Here is a 19,146-nt window from a genome sequence, read left to right on the forward strand (position 1 = left end):
ATTGACAAAAAAGTTATGTTTTAGTTTCGTTTCTTAACCCGGATATTAATTAATCCCCCCAAAACAGAGGTACTTGGTTTCCAGGTACTCTTCCAGACCTTCCTGTCCACCTTCCCGACCAAACCCAGACTGTTTAACTCCACCAAAAGGTGCCAGCTCTGTGGAAATAATGCCTTCATTAATACCCACCATGCCACATTCCAGAGCCTCGGCCATCGATTCAACCAGAGGTTTGCCTGCTCAAGGGTCATCAACCGAGCAAAGCCTGCCTGATTTTCCATCAGTTCTTGATCCCTTCAGTAGTAAACCAAACGTGCCTCTGAAGCAGTGGCAAATACCGTGTTTTAATTGTTTACCAGCAATGAAGTTTGAATGTCTTCTAAAAAGCGCCTCAGCATATCGACAACATTTTGCTGCAACGGAAATTTCTCCATCTTGCGTATGCGTTCAACCATCCTTTCAATGGTACCGGGCAAATCGGGATTATCGGTTTTGACAAAGCGTAAGGAGGTGATCAAATCATCAAGAAAGCAAGGATCAGTGTGTTTACATCTTTTTAAATCACCAACCTGATCCAAAATATGATGGTTAAACATCCTTGTGTCCAAATAAGCGTTGAATTTGCTGTTCAGCTCACTGGCCCAGGGAGTATCTTTGTTCTCAATCGCTTTTTTTATGAGTGTATCGATAGCCTTTTGGCTCGTACAACCGCTGCTTGCCAGCCGTTGTTTACAGGCATTTTTGGCCATACGATAAATGTAGTAAAAACGCGGATCAAGCTTGCTTGCCAGCTTTTCCAGAAGCCTGCCATTCGCCGTGTCAGTGTCATCACTGGCAAACAAGGGGAAGATCAGCTCAAGCAGAAAAAACTGGCGTTCATCTACTGCTCTATCCATCGCCACTTCGAGCTTCCCGGAATCTATCGCTGCCTGGTATTTGGCCTTCAACTGGCCCGCCCACTCTAAACCGTGAGATCCAAGGGTACTGACGGCTTTCGTCATTGCGGCATCGACGGCAGTTTGCTCCCTGACACCGTGACTCAGCAGCGTGTTGATAAATCTCATATAATTGTCAAAAAAATTGCCATAGCTCCGATCAAAAAGCTTCGGAGAGTAATCCTGCGGTTGCATCGCAACCGTTTTTAAAACTTCACGCAGGATCTCTTGGCAAGACTGGTTATCTTTATCGTATAAACTCAAGATACGTTGCAACTGATAGTGTTTTTTGACCTCATAAGTTTTAAACAGTTGTTCCTTTAATTGCACACTATCAAGAGAGATGCCATATTGCTCTTTCATGGCTTGTGCATAATCGAACCTGCCTATTGAAACAAAAAAGTCAAACGCCTCTTTCTGCACGTTTTCACTGAGTATTTTTGATTCAGCCAGTCGGTTGACCACATCCCCAGGACAGCCTTTTTTCTTCAATACTTCCTGCAAAAAATCAGAAACCAGCCTTTCAGAGGCATCATCATGGGTCATTAAATCCAGCGCCATCCGAATTTTATTTTCAGCAGAGGGTATTACAAACGCATGGAAAGTTTGTGGCAGTGCCTGCCATAAAACGTCCTTAAATTGAGCGGCACTGAGTGTGATTCCATATCGGCTTTTCAGTTGCCACATTGCGGGAAAGTTATTTCTTCTTACCGCCTCGTCCATCAGCACCCTCACGGCATCCAGGGTGAGGGGGGCAGTATTCACAGGTGTTTCCAGGAACGAGGGTTTTGGGTCCTCGGTTTCGGCTTTGTTACTATCCAGAGGAAAATTACGATCCAGCCTGTTTTTCGCCTGATCACCCTCAGATATTACCGCTTTACAGGCAGGACAAGTGGGAACGGACGGCAGGCTCGGGTCTCGATCAGACAGATCCCGGCAATGACTATCCCAGTTGTCAGCACATTCCCCGTGCATCAGGTGCTTACATCCCGATAATATAAATACATATTTATTTCGCCAGGAGTGGCTGGGTACTTCATCGGGATACAGGTAATCAGTAATGGAGTTCAGACAAACTGAACACTCGTGTTTTCTAGCATGACATATCGAGAGATATGAAACTGACATAATCTACATCCTCAGTTTTTGAAGCCAGTTTTCTATGCTGTTGACAAGAATGCATTCACAAGTCTAAAAGGTATTTTCCTCAAAATACATATTAGTTTTCTATTACATGGGACTTAAGTATGGCAGGAACAGCTCATGATTCCTGCCATTTTTAAACCATTACATATCAAAATTTAACCCGGGAGGTTGTCCGAGAATTTTATCAGCTCATTGACGACACGTTGCTGCAAGGGAAAACTCTCCATTGTACATATTTGGTCAACAGCCGCTTGAATGGCATTGGGCAAACCGGGATTATCACGCTCGATTAATTGTAAGGGGGCGATCAAATCGGCAAGATAATCAGGTTGGGTGTATCCTCTTCTTTTTACATATTCGGCCTCTTTCAGAATATGATTTTTAAGTGTCTCAGGGTCCAGATAGGCATTATATTTTCTGTTCAGCTCATCAGCCCAGTAAAAATCATTGTTCTCAACAGCTCTTTTAATGAGTGTGTTGACAGCTTTCAGACTCCAACAATCGAACTTTTCCAGTTGTTTTTTCAAGGTTTTTTTTGCATCACGATAATCACCAAAATACTGATCGGGTTTGCTTGCCAGCCTTTCCAGAGACCCGATAATCGCCGCCTCGGCGTCTTTACCATTGGCAAACAAAGGGGTTATCAGTTCAAGCAGGAAAAGTTTGTCCAGATCTACTGCCTTATCCATCGCCACTCTGAGCTTCGCAGGATCCATCTTTGCCTGGTAGCTGGTCTTCAATTCGTGAGCCCATTTTAAGCCTTTGTGAGAAAGAGTACTGACAGCTTTTGTCATCACGACATCAACAGCCATTTGTTCCCTGACACCATGGCTCAGCAGCGTGTTGATAAAGCCCATATAATTGTCAAAAAAATTGCTATGATTCTGACCAAGAAGTTCCGGGGAGTAATCCTGCGGCTGCATCGCAACGGTTTTTAAAATGTCACGCAGGGTCACTATGCAAGGCATGTTATCTTTGTCGTACAGGCTCAAGATGTGTTTCAGATCCCAGGAACTTTTTCCTGATTCATAAGCTTTAACCAGTTCTTCCTTCAATTTCGCACTATTAATAGAGACATCATATTGCTCTTTAATTTTTTTTGCATCATCAAACCTGCCTTTTGAAATAAAGTAATTAAAAGTCTCTTTCAGTGCGTTTTCACTAAGCATTTTTGAGTCTACCAGCAGCTCGACCACCGTCTCCGACTGGTCTCTTTTCAGTACTTCCTTCAGAAAATCACAGACAACCCATTTAGAGGCATCATCATGGGTCATTAAATCCAGCGCGATTCGAATTTTATTATGGGCAGGGGCTGCTACATACAAATGGAAAGATGGTGGTAGTGATTGCCACAAAAGCTCTTTTAATTGAGCTGCACTGAGTGTGATCCCGTATCGGCTTTTCAGTTGCCACATTGCGGAAAAGTTGTTTGCACTTAACGCCTTGTCCATAGAAGGCCTCACGGCATCCAAACTCTGGGGGGGGGGATTTGCACAGATGTTTCCAGAAACGAAGGTTTTGGGTCCTGAGTTTCGGCTTTAACACAGCGATCCACACAAAGAATACTGTGGACCATCCTGTTCTCCGGCTCCTTCCTAACTTCCGTTTTACAGGTAGGACAACAAGTTACTAACGGAAGGCTCGGGTCTCGTTTTGACAGATCCTTGCAGTGTTCTTGCCAATTCTGAAAACAATCCATATGCATCAGGTGTTTGCATTTAGCTATGATAAAAACATCTTTGTCTTCCCAAGAGTGAATGTTTTTTGGTTCAACACTCAAATTGTAAGGTATAACAGTGCTCAGACAAACTGTACAATATTGTTTATCGGTTTGACATATCGAATGATATGAAACTGACATAATCTACATCCTCAATACAAGCAGTTAGATTTTAATGTTGTTGACAAGCTATTCCGGATTGATACTGTCGTCTACATTAAGAACAGTGAAGTAAGCAATAAAGTTCCATTTATATCCAGTCCATTCATCACCCGGAACTCAGCCTGATTAAAATACTTAATCATTGTTCTTAATGACGCTCAAGAATAGTTGAAAATTAGATTATGTGTTTTTTTTTGACCTGTCAGAAAGCTTGTACGACTTTGTCCCCCCAGTTTTAAAAACCTTTCGCTCTTTATGTTTATCCAGTTCTGCGACATCGTTATATGAATGTAAGTACCAGTTGTTCAGCTGGTATAAACGTCCATGACCGATTAGCGGGTATCAACAGGGACTTTGTTGTTATCCCGGTTCTTCAATAGAAAGTAGTTGGCCAAATGGAATCGTATATTTCTGGCTAAGTGGGCAGTTGCTATGCAAGGCAAAATGAAGGGAGCATAGCCTTAGCTATGTGACAGGAGTTGTAACGCCGAACGACTGTATGGATGCAGGGGCTGGAACAGTGCAGGAGCAGTTGCCGGGAGTGGCTGCCCACTTAGTCAGAATATACGATTTCATTTGGTTAACGACTTAGCCACAGCAGATTTTTTCAGCGGTAAACATACAGAGAATACCGAGCTGATATAAGTCTTCCTGATTTTGCGGTGCGATGAATACCCTTTGATCATCCATAACAACTTGATCAATCACCGGTTGTTCATCATTCTCTGGTAATCGGTCCCTGCCATTGATCAGACACCGGTAGTGACGTGTTCTTACATCTCTGTCCTCAACATAAAACACTTTGGCCACAATCCTGTACCTTTGGATAACGTCTTCTGGCGGAAGAGAGGCGTCAGGGCTGGCTTTTCTGCAGGTTAACTGAAAATCCTGAGTGACATCATGGGCTAATTTTTCCGCAAATTTTGCCCGGTCACATGGATCGGAGAGCATCTTTAGCTGAACAGTAATCACCTCCGGAACATCTTCCACCAATAGTACCTGCCGCTCCTGAAGAACATCCCACAGGAGGTCTCCTGTGCCCGTCTCTTTTGCCCTGGAAAGAGGATCCGGGAGGTTATTGATTGCATGTCTGAAATTATTACAATTTATGGTTATTTTCTGGTGCTCATTGTCAGGTATACCTTTCAGGGAAAGCGCATCATCCAGAAGCATTTGAATGGATAAATCATCTCTTTCAGCCTGCTCAGGAGAAACCGAGACGGAATAAATCAACGTGTCAGGTTGAACTATATCTTCTATCTGAGAGACTCCGGAGGTGTTCACGGGAGTTGTCCGTGGGTCATCAGTGATCATTAATATATCGGAGTCCCTCATAATCCGCCGTTCGGTTAAAACCCTGAATGCACACTTTTTCAATTGCTCTGCGGGGATAACCAATTTTAATAGTGGTGCTAAAAACTCGGCTGAATCCTGGGGTGGTAATTTGTTCAGGGGTAAAACCGGTAGTTCATTATCCTGATCAAGTTCTTGAGAGAACAGACTCTCTGTGTTTTTTCTGTTTTCTGCCTGCTGCAGGAGTCGGGTAGTTATAAAACCTACATAATTTTCATGGAAATTTTCAAAGCCCATGAAAATATTATCAGAAGCACAAGCGGAGCATAACGTTAACAACAGCTCATAGGTTTTTTGCATTTTCGAGTACTGTTTTTTTAAATGCTGGTTTTCCATAGTGATCAGACATTTTCTGAGCGCATCCGTTAAAAGCAGTTTTTTTGCTTTTATGTCTGACGCGTTTTTGATCAATGTCAGGCATACTTCAGGCGTGAGTTTTTTCAGTGGAATTGCTTTTTTTCCCGGACCCGGGAATATATACCTTTCATTTTGATCCAGCGCAGTATCGGTATCACCCTCAATTGCCTGTGGATGTAAGGATGCTCCAAGTAAATAGATATAGCGTGAAACCAGAATTTGCCAGGTCGAAACGGCGGCAAAGCAGGTGTTACCAAAGTTTGTAAATCCTTCCATAGAGTTGACTGACGAGAGGAGTGCGCCCAGCGGACGATGAGTGAACAACTTAAGAAGCCGTTGTTGTTCTTTTCTTGCGGCCATTTCCTGTATGGCTTGTGCGTCAAAACCAAGGATTTTTTCTATCGTCTTTACTTCGTTTTTCAGTGCCCATAAAACAGGAAGGTATGCTAGCGTTGCTGAGCTTGGAGCGAGTAGCCTGGTCAGGGTTTTGGGAATAATATCATAGTGATACCAAGGTATGGCGCTGTATTGCGACGGATAAGTCATGGTTCTTTTCATGCATGTGTCAGGATCTAAAATCTGACAGAACAATTCTTCACCAAACTTTTGGTAATATTTCTTTAACATCTGCTGTATCCCATTATTAAGAGTTTTCAGATGCTCAGGATTTACGTATGGCATTGATCCTTTATAGCGATGAAATGTCTTTACCGTTGTGTAGATTATCTCCTGGATAGTGGAGCGCAATGCTCTTGGGCAATAGTTCCAGTATTTTTTGGGGTTTTCATCAATCGCCCGAATTTTCACACTCATATAATCAAGCCACTCTTTATCTTCTTCCCCTTGATCCAGGTCAGCACAGCATCTGATCAATGAATGTGTAATTTTTTCCCATATGCCTTCTCCTTTTATGATTGCCTCAAGGCTATCTATTATTTTCAGGCTGCCGATTTCCAGTTCCTTTTCAGGCTGTGATTTTTTGTCTTTGGTTATTCGGGATTTTCCTATTGTTCCGGCCTGATCATTAAGCGTTACTGGTTCAATAGATATATCTACAGGCAGGGGGGATATATCTTTCTGCTGAGGTCGTGGTGACGGTATTCGTACCCCACATACCATTTGGTTACTGGTTGAGCGCTGGCAAAGTCTTGCATGAAGAGTATCTTTTATCTCTTTTAGATTGAGCAGGCTGCTTGTTTTTCTTACGCAACATTCCTCATTACTCCGCTTCAATGCCCGCTTCGAATAGAATGCAGTGGTCGTTTGATCGTCAGACTGTTGTTCAGGTAGCAGGGGTTCATGTGAACCGGAGGCAGCGTAAGTGCATTCAGGTGAAATTTGGTGATCCATATGACGGTTCTTTGTTCGAGTTAGACCCTCTTAGTGTAGTTCTGTAATTAAGCTCTATAGATATAACAGCTTGTTGTAAGAGGCTGACCGAGAATAGCGCCCGTAGCGAGGATGGGAAATGCGGCAATGTGATTAATGCCCACCCTCTGGTTTTTGAAATAGCCGTCTGGATAACCACTATTTTAACCATTAAGAACAGGCACTTTCAGACTCAATCGGATTTTTAACCGGACAAAATGACTATCAGATAATTATTTCTCAACGAAAGCCCTCTCAATCACATAATCAGCCACATCTCCGGTATGCGCCGATGCAGTAAAGCCGAGGTTATCGAGAATATCACAGGTATCATTGAGCATGGCCTGACTGCCACAGATCATGGCTTTATCGGTTTGTGGGTTCAGTGGTGGCAGGTCCAGGTCATTGCACAACCGACCACTGGTAATCAGATCTGTCAGTCGACCGGTATTTCTGAACAGCTCACGGGTAACGGTAGGGTAGTAGACCAGCTTCTGACGAATCTCTTCTCCCAGATATTCATGGTGAGGCAATTCATCCAGCAGGTAGTCATGATAAGCCAGTTCACTGACGTAACGAACACCATGAACAAGTATGACCTTTTCAAACCGCTCATAGGTTTCAGGGTCTTTGATAATGCTCATAAACGGCGCAAGACCTGTACCGGTGGCAAACAGGAACAGATTCTGGGCCGGCTTCAAATCACCCACCACCAGGGTACCCACCGGCTTGCGACTGACCAGCACGGAATCCCCCGGCTGTAAATGCTGAAGCCTGGAAGTCAGAGGCCCATCAGGCACCTTGATACTGAGGAACTCCAGGTGCTCCTCATAGTTGGCACTGGCGATACTGTATGCCCGCATCAGCGGCTTCCCGTCTACTTCAAGGCCCAGCATGACAAAATGACCATTATGAAATTTGAGCGATGTGTCACGGGTGGTGGTGAAGCTGAACAAAGTATCATTCCAATGCTTCACGGTTAACACGGTTTCTTGATTAAATGCTGACATACTTTGCTTCTTTTTCGTTGTTTGCGTCCTTACCAAAGATGGCTTCGGAATCCATATCCGACGGTGGAGCAAGGTCCTTTTTATCAGCGACCTTAAAAACCAGGGGTAACTTTAGCAAAATTCGGGAAAAAATGCTGGCCTCATTCTCTGCCAACAGGAAATGAGTCTGAATGAATCACAAACAAAAAAAGGAGACCCGCAAAAGCAGGTCTCCCTCATACAAACCGGTATAAAAACTTAAGCCAGAGCAGCTTTCGCCTTTTCCACCAGCTGGCCAAAAATCGCCTTGTCGTGAACGGCCAGATCAGCCAGAACCTTACGGTCGATTTCGATAGCCGCTTTCTTCATACCTGCGATGAAACGGCTGTAAGACAGGCCATTCATGCGAGCACCGGCATTGATACGGGCAATCCACAGAGCGCGGAACTGACGCTTACGCTGACGACGGTCGCGGTAAGCATACTGACCAGCTTTGGTAACTGCCTGCCTGGCTACGCGGAATACACGTGAACGTGCACCGTAATAACCTTTAGCCTGCTTCAGAACTTTCTTGTGACGACGGCGCGCAATGACGCCACGCTTAACACGTGCCATGAATTATCTCTCCTGTAAAATGATCAAAAAAGCGATTAGTCGCGCAGCATACGCTTAACGAGACCCTGATCGGCCGGAGATACCAGTGAGGTACCACGCAGCTGACGCTTACGCTTGGTGGTCATCTTGGTCAGGATGTGACTCTTGAAGGCACCTTTACGCTTGTAACCGGAAGCGGTTTTCTTGAAACGCTTCGCGGCTCCACTGTTGGTTTTCATCTTTGGCATGAAAAACACTCCGCATTCGCGACCACTGATCTGCGAAACCAGCGTCGGGACAATTAAAAATACTGCCGCCAAAAGCCGAAGCCCTCAACCGGCACGAAGCACTAAAAAAAACGGCCAGACCCGATACCCTCAACGGACACCAAACCCAAACGCCGTTTTTTTAATTACTTCTTCTTTTTAGGGGCAATCACCATGATCAGTTGACGGCCTTCCATTTTCGGATGCTGTTCAACGGTTCCGATTTCTTCCAGGTCTTTTTCAACCCGTTTCATCAGTTCCATGCCCAGCTCCTGGTGAGCCATCTCACGACCACGAAAACGAAGGGAGACCTTCGCCTTGTTGCCCTCGGTAAGGAAACGTATCAGGTTGCGCAGTTTTACCTGATAATCCCCTTCTTCGGTACCCGGGCGAAACTTGATTTCTTTCACCTGGATCAAAGTCTGCTTTTCTTGGCCGCAGCCTTCTGTTTTTTCGATTCGTACTGGTGCTTACCATAATCCAGGATCTTACAGACCGGCGGCTCACTGGTCGCATTGATCTCAACCAGATCCAGCCCCGCTTCCTCGGCCATGCCTAACGCATCACGTATATCAACTACACCGACCTGTTCTCCGTCGGCCCCAATGAGGCGGACCTCTTTTGCACGGATATTTTCATTAATCGGAGCCTTTACTGGGCGACGATCACGGAAGCTGTTGCGTCTGATGGTTGTATCTCCTGTGTAAGCAACATAGTAAGCTCCTGGGCTGCCAGACCATCAGGCAACCCGGAACAGTTTTCTCGAAGTGCATCGGAAGGCGGCACAGCTAATCAAGCAGTGCGACCACGCTTGAGGACATCTGCCTGCAGGCGTTCCCGGAACGCTTCGATGGACATTACGCCCAGATCTTCACCGGTGCGGGTACGTACCGCCACGGTATTGTCTTCCATTTCCTTATCACCGATCACCAGCAGATAAGGAACCTTCATTAAGGTATGCTCGCGGATTTTAAAGCCGATTTTCTCGTTTCTCAAGTCCGCTTTTGCCCTGATACCCTGTTCAGAGAGGTTTTTTTCCAATTTTCTTGCGTAATCGGCCTGACGATCAGTGATATTGAGGATAGCAGCCTGCATGGGAGCCAACCAAACCGGCATGGCACCTTCATAATGCTCGATCAGAATACCGATAAAGCGCTCGAAGGATCCCAGGGTTGCGCGGTGCAGCATAACCGGCGTTTTGCGCTCTCCGTGTTCGTCCACATATTCCGCACCCAGTCGACCCGGCATGGAGAAATCCACCTGAATAGTGCCACATTGCCACACCCGGCCAATACAGTCTTTCAGGGAAAATTCGATCTTCGGTCCGTAGAAAGCACCTTCACCGGGCAGTTCATCCCATGGCAGCTGCTGGGCATCCAGGGCTTCTGCCAGGGCTTTTTCGGCTTTATCCCAGATTTCGTCGGAACCTACGCGCTTTTCAGGGCGGGTAGACAGCTTGTAAATCAGGTTTTCACGGGCAAAACCGAAGTCGTCGTAAACACTGTGCAGGAAGTCGATGAACTCACAGACTTCTGACTGAATCTGGTCTTCCGTGGCAAAAATATGGGCATCGTCCTGGACAAAGCCACGCACTCGCATCAGGCCGTGCAGGGAACCGGAAGGTTCGTTACGGTGGCAGGAACCAAATTCTGCCAGTCGCAACGGCAGGTCACGGTAGCTCTTCAGGCCCTGGTTAAAGACCTGCACGTGACAGGGACAGTTCATGGGCTTAATAGCCATGTCCTTGTTTTCAGAGCTGGTGGTAAACATGCCATCGGCGTATTTATCCCAGTGACCGGACTTCTCCCACAGGCTGCGGTCCACCAGCTGAGGGGTCTTGATCTCTTCATAACCGGCCAGGCGCTGTTTGTTGCGCATGTACTGTTCCAGTTCCTGATAGATCACCCAGCCGTTAGGGTGCCAGAACACCATTCCCGGCGCTTCTTCCTGCATGTGGAACAGGTCGAGCTTCTTGGCCAGTTTGCGGTGATCGCGTTTTTCCGCTTCTTCCAGACGGTGCAGGTAGGCCTTCAGGGCTTTCTTGTCTTCCCAGGCAGTACCGTAGACGCGGGTCAGCATTTCATTATTGGCATCACCGCGCCAGTAGGCACCCGCCACCCGCATCAGTTTGAACGCTTTCAACTTACCGGTGGAAGGCACGTGTGGGCCACGGCAGAGGTCCATCCACTCACCCTGGCGGTAGACAGAGATCTCTTCGCTGGCGGGCAGGTCGTTGATAATCTCAACCTTGTACTCTTCGCCCATGGCTTTAAAGGCGCTGATGGCTTCTTCACGGCTCATCACCACACGCTCGATAGCGAGATCCTGTTTGGCCAGCTCTTCCATGCGTTTTTCAATTTTGGACAAATCGTCCATATTGAAAGCGCGCTCGTAGGAGAAGTCGTAGTAGAAGCCGTTTTCAATCACTGGCCCAATGGTCACCTGGGCACCAGGAAACAGGTCCTGCACGGCCATCGCCAGCAGGTGCGCGGTAGAGTGACGAATAACATCCACACCCTCTTGATCACGGGTGGTAATGATGGATAAATCAGAATCTTCGGCAATTTTGGCGCTGGCATCCACCAGTTCACCATTGACGCGGCCGGCGAGGGTCGCCTTGGCCAGCCCCGGACCGATGTCCTGGGCGACTTCCATTACGGATACTGCATCAGCAAACTCACGTTTGCTGCCATCGGGAAGCGTAATAACAGGCATGAAGGAGTCCTTACATTGTAATCACTATACAGTGGCAACCGGTACCGGAGGCTGCTTGTTCTATTGCTCGTGCCAACCCATACGCAGGGCTGAGAGCCAAAAACCAGTGGCAATCCATACCAGGGATTGCATGAATTTTCTCAACGTTCATCAGGAACTGTTGGTTGATAAAACCGGGGGAGAAAATTGCAGGTCCAGGAGCCTGTCCGAGAATAGACTGCCCTACTGCGGTGGCAGCAAATTGGTCTAAAAAGTCGGAAATTTTTAGTAAATAGAACCACTATTCACTAAAAATTTCCGACTTTTTATCCTCAATTTTCTGCCATCCTCGCTACGGGCGCTATTCTCGGACAGCCTCCTAGCGTTATATCATCGTAGTGAATACACGAATATGTCAATAAAAGATCTTCAAAACGCATTTACACTTCAGAAGACTTTATTCTCAACTGACCGATACGTTCCATTAAGTTGCCCCATTTCGTCAAATCCGTTTCATTAACATCAAATTGTGCTGCTTCCCTGCTTAAGCGCTCACGCAGCTGAGTATAAACGCTCTTCTGGTAAGTGATGGCTGCTTCTGTGCTGGCACTGGACCCGGAGCGAGGACCATAAAAGCCGAGTTTCTTCATAAGTTCAGAGCGGGCAGTCATGACCCTGGCAACCACCTTTCTGATGGAGAGCAAGTCATCCTGCTGATCAAAAAGGCTATTCAGATCACTCTCCATAATATGCAAGATAAAATCCCCCGTATCCCGCAACTGCAAGACAGAGCAATCATTCATCAGCTCTACCGCCTTTTCATACATCTCCACAATCGACCTGAGTGCCTTAAGTAATGAATTCATCTCATCTTGTGATGGCAAGCTCATGGCTAATGATAAAAGTGACGCTTCTGTTGGTATTTTATATTTTTTTGCTGACAGCCAGTTTTTTGCATCGCCAGATTTTTTCACCACGTCATCGGGAATATGCTGTGCAATAAGATCCAGTAGACATTTAACCGGAGTGACTTTTGCTGTGACCGTTACCACCCGGGCAAGCAACTCGTGATACGGTTCCAGCAAGGCATTGCCACAGTCCGCCCATACACAGGCCCGGTCAATCTTATCTTTACAGGCTTTCAGTGCAGACGCCCTGCTGGCTTCAGCCTCAGCAAGCTGGCCATCTTTATACAGCGATACGGCAACGGCCAATGCCTGTTCCCATGGACTGAGTTCCAACGTGATAGCATCGGCCGCCGTCTCCGTGATGGACGCGGTCACCAGACAATAACGCTGTTTCTCATTTTGCTCCTCATTTTGTTCCTCTGGTTGCTCAATGTCCCGGCCAGGCTTTTCTAGCGGATGGCTCTCTTTTTGCTGCATTCTCATCCGCGCTTCAAGTTGCTTTCTGCGTATATCTTCCTGCGCCTTACGTTTAGCAAGGACTAACTCACGACATGCCTTCTTGAAGGCCAACTCATCGTCGCCCAATATTTTCTCAGCAGAACGAACAGCCATGGCGATGCGGTCTTGCTTCCCGGGTGCCGGTGAGAACCACGATAGGCTCCGGCTATCTTCACCTTTTTTCTGGAGTGCATGTAATCCATCCCTCAAATCCATCACTGCCCGGGCAACTGTGAGACGGTTTACCCGCAAATCCATCAATTGCTGCAAATAACCAAAGGTTTCCTGTATCTGTATTGCCAGGTTATTAACTTCCTGCCAATTCAAGCCTGCCAGGGGCAAATCAAGCGGTAACCGGTGAAGCGAGCTAATCATTGATGCAGAAATATCGTAGCAGCCATGATGATTAGAGGCAGACATAATGGTGGCAAGAGTACTGACTAAGCGCTGCTGAAGGGTTACCGGAAGGGCTATTTTTTCCAATTCAACTGAGGTCAATACCACCAGAAAAGTCTGCGGCAACAACTTCAGGATCGGTGAACCGTTACCCGCCTCATAGTGCGCAATAATTCTGCTGTCATGCTCAATCATGTCTGTTAATTTGCACAGAAGCGCACTCATTTGATTTTTTTCTCTGGGCATATAGACCAGATATTTAAGCATTAATGCCGCAATAATCGCCCTGACTTCATTCTGGCTCGCCACAGAACACTCACTCTGTTTCAGGGAGTCACATAATTCATGAACTATCTTTTCAATAATGCCAGCCAGCCCTGCATAGCTGTAGTTAAAGCCCTCTTCAGGTTGTTTGACGTAATAGCATTGGGCTCTGCCAAGGAAAGGACTGCACCTGAAAGGGCGGCGCACTAATTCAGCACTTTTCTCAGTACTGATAAGGTTGTTTAACCCGCTAATCACCTCATCAGGTACAGACAACTTCTCCAACCGTGCCCTCTGTTCGTCAGCGACAACGTTAGTGACTTTGGTTAAAGCCTGAATCGCTGCGGCAAATCCATAACGATCACTTCCTCTGGCACGCAGCCCCTTTGCACTGCCTTTTTTCCGGGTATTTTTTGTTCGTTCAGGCGCATTAACTCCGCGTCGTTGCCTTCTTCCCCTGCTTTTGCTGTCACCGCTGCTTTCGTTATTTGCTTCAGACTGTCCCACTTTCGAGCCCTGGTGTGCAATTCCGGCTCCCGCCGGTTCAAGGGATGGCAGTATGTCTGCAATCAGGGAAAAGCCAAGGTCCTGAATGGTATCGGTATCTTTTATTAGACTGCTACCATTGTCCAACACCAAATGTGCAGGACCTGATCGAAGTGCGACAGGTGTTACGGTTTCACCTGTAGAAGACGGTGTCAGATTACCAGTCTGATCTTCAACTACTCCCTGTTCACCGGGCTGCATTACCGATGTTATAGCCGCCGCCTCAAGATCACCTGGTACGTTTGTACCAAATGATTGCGCAAAAGACACTGCTGGAACATGGGGAGTAACAGGACAGTTTTCGAGTGGCCAAGCAGTTGCTATTGGCGAATAAACCGGTTGGGCCATATTGGCTATGCAATAGTCATAAAAACCGCTGGATGCAGATAAACCGGCTGTTGTGAGTAGATCCATTGCTGAATTGCAGGACAAAGGCACCAGGCTTCCTCATCGGTTATTGCCTGGGTTTGGAATTCGGTCTCAATAATATTGTACGCACAGGGATTATTAACCAAACCAGCAAACTGTTGATTCAGCCATGCGCCCCAGGCTTCAGTGGATATTCTGAGTGTTACAGGCTTTCCCTCAGAGGGTTGATAGTTGTAATCTTCAACATTCAGGTTTACGGGGGCGTCAAGCGTTAATAACCTGATTGAAAAGAACTCTTCGCCATTGAACAAATAATGAAACCCCTCTTCCTGAAGTATCCCTGCGCCAGAGTAAGAAGAAACACGAGCGTCTTCTTTTTTCTCTTTATGCAAAAAGCGCCCCATTAATCTGGTTAAATCCTTGCACTGCCCGGGGCTTACCACGACATCCATCTGCCAACTACTGAGAAAGTCTTCATCCCTGAGAGCTGGCACCTGAGCTACTGAAAGCTGAATTTCTGAAGCCATAGGCTGGCGAAACGCCCTGACAAATGCGCCCGTTACCACCGGCAAACCGGATATATCTTTACTGACAATGGATAAAAAACCGATCGCCTGATTAATCAGCGCTGCGCGTAAGTTGCCAATGTCATGATCAGGGGGAGTAATAACACTCTGAATTTTATCAGCAGGCGGTAAAGCCTTAACCTGTCTGTCATGCAGAGTTCCGGAATCATCCATTGCACCCGAATTACTGGCACCACCCACGATATTGACGCCCAATGTCTCATGAGTATCTTCCGGCAGGGTTTGTGGGCCAGCAGAGTAGCTGTCAACGGGGTGATTATTAGAGGGTTCCATCCGATTACATCTCCTGAATCATGAACTGATTACATTTTGAGTACCATAAAACGGGTTTAGTTCCTTTTTGTATCTGAAGATAAAAAAGTCAGTAAAACTAACGTTCTTGTTAGTGACTGAACTGATCTCTGTTCTACACTCCAAAACTTCTCAGCAAAGGCCTTATAAAATACTCAAGCACACTTGTGTTCCCCGTCACAATATCGGTTACCCCTGTCATGCCGGGAATCAACAGCAAGGAGCTATTATTACCTGACAGCACTATTCGAACCCGGTAATACGGCAGCCCTTTTTCATCATCCAGCGTATCAGCACTGATCGTATCCACAGTGCCTTTCAAACTTCCGAAGGTGGCAAACTCATAAGCCGTTAACTTAATCAGAGCCATTTGCCCTGACTGCAGGAAGGCAATATCCGCCGGTTGAATGCGGGTTTCAAAAATAAGAGGGTCTTCTGCCGGTACAATCTCAACGACAGTGCTTCCTGGTTGAATAACACTGCCTTCTGTATGTACCTTTACCGTTTTGACCAACCCATCCACTGGTGCATACAACGCCGCCTTGCGAACCCGATCTTCCAGGCCTGCCTGCCCCTCCAGTAGTTTGCCGGAACGATCCCGTGTATCCTGCAGCTCTTTTTGTAAGTCTGCCCGGTAACGAATCACCAGATCATTCCGACGCCCGATGGCCTCCTCCAATGCAGACTCAAGACGAGCAACCATCAACCGGGCATTGGTCAGATCCCCCTGAAGTTCATTTGCCCTTCGCTCAAGGTTAATAATCTCTACGCGGGTAATAACGCCATCATCCCTGAGCGGTTTCTTCAGTAATAACTCCTCATTGGCAAGCTGCAAGCTTCTGGTCAGCGTTTTTACTTTTTCCTTTAGTTCATTCAGTTCATGCTGCTTCTGAATCACTTGCTGGTCGAGAATAGTAACCTGACTGTTCAGTGCCGCCATTCGTTCATTCATCAGTGCTTTTTGTTGCAGTGCCTGTTCAGGAAAATGTTTTTGAAAGTGTTCCGGGAAGTTGATGTCACGTTGTTCATCAGACCATAAACCACTTAGCATCCCTGCCAGTGCCGATAATTCTGATTCCAGCCTGGCCACAGAGCCCTGCAGGCTTTCCAGCTCAGACTCATTCACCCGAAAGGAAGATTGATAGCGCGTTTCATCAATCTGCAAGAGCAAATCCCCGGCATGGACAAACTCACCTTCCCTGACATGGACAGATTTCAGGGTGCCACCATCCAGACTCTGAACCTCCTGAACTCGACTGGAAGGAATAACTCGCCCATAGCCTGTGACGGTCTCATCCATCATAGCCAGACAACTCCAGGCAATTAATGAAGCAACAAAAAAAACCATCACCCAGATAAACCAGCGTGAAGTGACGGTAATGTCCATCAGCTGAGCCTGCTGCCGGTTACTGGCGGTTAACCGCAACCATTCCGACCATGATTGTGCTTTCATGCCTGAGGTTCTCTGATTTGAACAGGCTGATCAGATACCAGTTTGCCGCCGTCCAGCATAATGACACGATCAACAACGGACAACAGGCTGCTTCTATGGGTGATGATAATCAGAGTTACATTGTTCGTTAAGCCCTTGAGTGTCTTCTGAACCTGGGCATCCATCAGGCTATCCATATGTGCAGAGGGCTCATCAAGAATCAGGATATCCGGTTTGGATAGCATGGCACGGGCTAATGCAACGGCTCGCCGTTGACCACCAGAGAGTTGTCGCCCACCTTCGCCCACGGGGTATTCCAGGGCAGCCAAAGAGTCGCCGGTGAAGAGTGTCACACCGCAGTCTCTCGCAGTGGTCAGCAGATCTTCCCCGGAGAAACTGGAAGCCCCCATTGTGATGTTATCCATCACTGAACCATGAAATAGCCAGGGATCCTGGGCCAGAAAGCCTATTTTCGCTCTCAGGGTTGCCGGATGAATATCCCCCAGGGCAATGCTGTCCAGAAATACCTGTCCATGGTCGGGTTGGTAGAGTGCCGCCAGAATACGGGCAAGCGTTGATTTGCCCGAGCCAGAGCGCCCTACTACAGCCACTTTCTCACCACTGTTGATGGACACGGATACATCAGAAAGCGCAGGAATAACACTGTCAGGGTAAGAAAACGACAACTGTTTTAACTTGAGATTCCCATAAAATTTTTTAACCCGACGATAGGCCATTTGCTTACTCTGCTCGTCAGGTGCCCCCATCAACTGGTTTATCACCATAAAAGCACTGCGAGCCTGGTAATATCGTGTACCCAACAGGGCCAGTTGCATAAAAGGCGCTATCGCCCTGCCAGAAAGCATCATAACGGCTATCAATGCGCCCATATTCATTGCGCCAGAGCTGATGAAGATCACGCCGAAATAAACAATGGCAACGGTTGCCAATTGCTGCAGCCAGGTAGCCAGCGCAGTAACATTACCGGTCATTGCCCGGGTTTTAAGCCCCCAGGTTGCCATATGCCCGGTTGCCTGCTCCCAGCGTTGCTGAAAACGACTCTGGGCACCGGCAAGCCGCAAGCTTTCAAGGCCGGTAATACTTTCCACAAGATCCCCATGCTTTCGTGCCGAAAGTCGTTCGCTCTCTTCGATACTCTGACGGAGCCGGGGTTGAACTGCTGCACTGACAAACGACATAACAACAATAACCAGCAGGGGAATCCACACCAGCTGACCACCCATAAGCCCGATAACCAACAGAAACAGGATGGCAAATGGTAAGTCGACTATGGCTGTTAGCGTAGTGGAGGTGATAAACTCCCGAATAGCCTCAAAGTCCTGAATTTGCCGTGCAAATGAGCCTGTGGCCGCAGGAATAAACGACATTCGGATTCCCATAATTTTGGCAAACAGCTGACTGGACATCAGCAGGTCGGATTTTTTCGCAGCTATATCAATAAACCGGGTGCGCAGCTGTCGGCAGATCAATTCGAAAGAGATGACAACCACCACACCGATGGTCAGTGTATTCAGCGTAGTCAGTGCCATACCGGGAATCACCCGGTCATAGATCAGACGTACAAACAGAGGCACCGCCAGGGCAAATACATTGATCAGCAGAGAGGCTAACAACACTTCCCGATAAATACGACGACATTCCAGTAACGACCCCCAGAACCAGTGATCTCGCCAGTCCGGTGGATAGTCCGGATCACGATCATCCTCAAACCTGGCGCGACTGAAAAAAACAATGCGGCTGTCAATACTCTGGAGAAAGTCGTCGGGATGCAGACGCTCAGCGGTCATCCCAAGTTTCGGTTGACGGAACTCAACATACTCTTTGGTAATCTGCACCACAACGATGGGAGACTGTGCCAACCAGACAATACAGGGAAGGCACGAAGGTGGACAGTTTTCTTCCAGTGATCCATGGGAAACCAGCGACCTGGTAAACAACGTAAGCCCTGCATTCACGGCAGCCCGCTCCAGATATTCTTCTGGAAACTTATCTGGTTGAACGGGCAACCCCGTCAGTACACTTTCGGCAATGACCCTGACTCCATGAAACCTGGCAATCCAGATCAAGCTGGTCAGTAAAGGGCTTTGCGCCATTGCAACTCCATCCAGAGACAGGTTCTGTATTAAGCAAAACAGAGCCTAGAGTAGAAATGCCTCCCCCGCCATTCTCAGTCAGACACAAAAAAAATCATCTATTCTTACTCAGAGTTTTTATCCTTGGCTCTTGTCAGTTGTTAATTGTCAGGTAGTT

Annotated in this window: 11 protein-coding genes and 2 pseudogenes; all 13 read right to left on the minus strand. The window is 47.1% G+C overall.

The features are described from left to right. Positions 1 to 45: 45 nt before the first annotated feature. Positions 46 to 216: pseudogene (locus tag O3276_RS07910) on the minus strand (aldehyde dehydrogenase family protein); the annotation flags it as partial. Between the two features lie 128 nt (positions 217 to 344). After that, positions 345 to 1,700, minus strand: coding sequence for a hypothetical protein (locus O3276_RS07915; protein WP_269675144.1), 1,356 nt, complete (start codon positions 1,698 to 1,700; stop codon positions 345 to 347). Positions 1,701 to 2,236: 536 nt separating this feature from the next. Further along, on the minus strand, positions 2,237 to 3,532 hold the full coding sequence (locus O3276_RS07920; protein WP_269675145.1) for a hypothetical protein: 1,296 nt from the start codon (positions 3,530 to 3,532) through the stop codon (positions 2,237 to 2,239). Positions 3,533 to 4,551: 1,019 nt separating this feature from the next. Continuing rightward, complete coding sequence (locus O3276_RS07925) at positions 4,552 to 7,023, minus strand: hypothetical protein (RefSeq protein ID WP_269675146.1); 2,472 nt, start codon at positions 7,021 to 7,023, stop codon at positions 4,552 to 4,554. A gap of 251 nt (positions 7,024 to 7,274) precedes the next feature. Beyond that, on the minus strand, positions 7,275 to 8,051 hold the full coding sequence (locus O3276_RS07930; RefSeq protein ID WP_269675147.1) for a ferredoxin--NADP reductase: 777 nt from the start codon (positions 8,049 to 8,051) through the stop codon (positions 7,275 to 7,277). A 237-nt stretch (positions 8,052 to 8,288) separates the two neighbouring features. Further along, positions 8,289 to 8,645, minus strand: coding sequence for a 50S ribosomal protein L20 (rplT, locus tag O3276_RS07935; RefSeq protein ID WP_269675148.1), 357 nt, complete (start codon positions 8,643 to 8,645; stop codon positions 8,289 to 8,291). A gap of 35 nt (positions 8,646 to 8,680) precedes the next feature. Next, the gene (rpmI, locus tag O3276_RS07940) at positions 8,681 to 8,872 is read right to left on the minus strand and encodes a 50S ribosomal protein L35 (protein ID WP_066018013.1); all 192 of its coding nucleotides are present in this window, start codon (positions 8,870 to 8,872) and stop codon (positions 8,681 to 8,683) included. Between the two features lie 164 nt (positions 8,873 to 9,036). Continuing rightward, a pseudogene (gene infC, locus O3276_RS07945) lies at positions 9,037 to 9,578 on the minus strand (translation initiation factor IF-3). Between the two features lie 104 nt (positions 9,579 to 9,682). After that, a complete protein-coding gene (gene thrS / locus O3276_RS07950; RefSeq protein WP_269675149.1) occupies positions 9,683 to 11,605 on the minus strand; it encodes a threonine--tRNA ligase in 1,923 nt (640 codons plus the stop codon). A 419-nt stretch (positions 11,606 to 12,024) separates the two neighbouring features. After that, positions 12,025 to 14,466, minus strand: a complete 2,442-nt coding sequence (locus O3276_RS07955; protein ID WP_269675150.1) for a hypothetical protein — start codon at positions 14,464 to 14,466, stop codon at positions 12,025 to 12,027. Between the two features lie 83 nt (positions 14,467 to 14,549). Beyond that, on the minus strand, positions 14,550 to 15,425 hold the full coding sequence (locus tag O3276_RS07960) for a hypothetical protein (protein ID WP_269675151.1): 876 nt from the start codon (positions 15,423 to 15,425) through the stop codon (positions 14,550 to 14,552). Positions 15,426 to 15,558: 133 nt separating this feature from the next. Further along, positions 15,559 to 16,896, minus strand: a complete 1,338-nt coding sequence (locus O3276_RS07965; protein WP_269675152.1) for an HlyD family type I secretion periplasmic adaptor subunit — start codon at positions 16,894 to 16,896, stop codon at positions 15,559 to 15,561. Continuing rightward, a complete protein-coding gene (locus O3276_RS07970; protein WP_269675153.1) occupies positions 16,893 to 18,989 on the minus strand; it encodes a type I secretion system permease/ATPase in 2,097 nt (698 codons plus the stop codon). The genes O3276_RS07965 and O3276_RS07970 overlap by 4 nt, the downstream gene beginning before the upstream one ends. Positions 18,990 to 19,146 lie beyond the last annotated feature (157 nt).

Source organism: Endozoicomonas sp. GU-1 (assembly GCF_027366395.1).
Lineage (GTDB): Bacteria > Pseudomonadota > Gammaproteobacteria > Pseudomonadales > Endozoicomonadaceae > Endozoicomonas.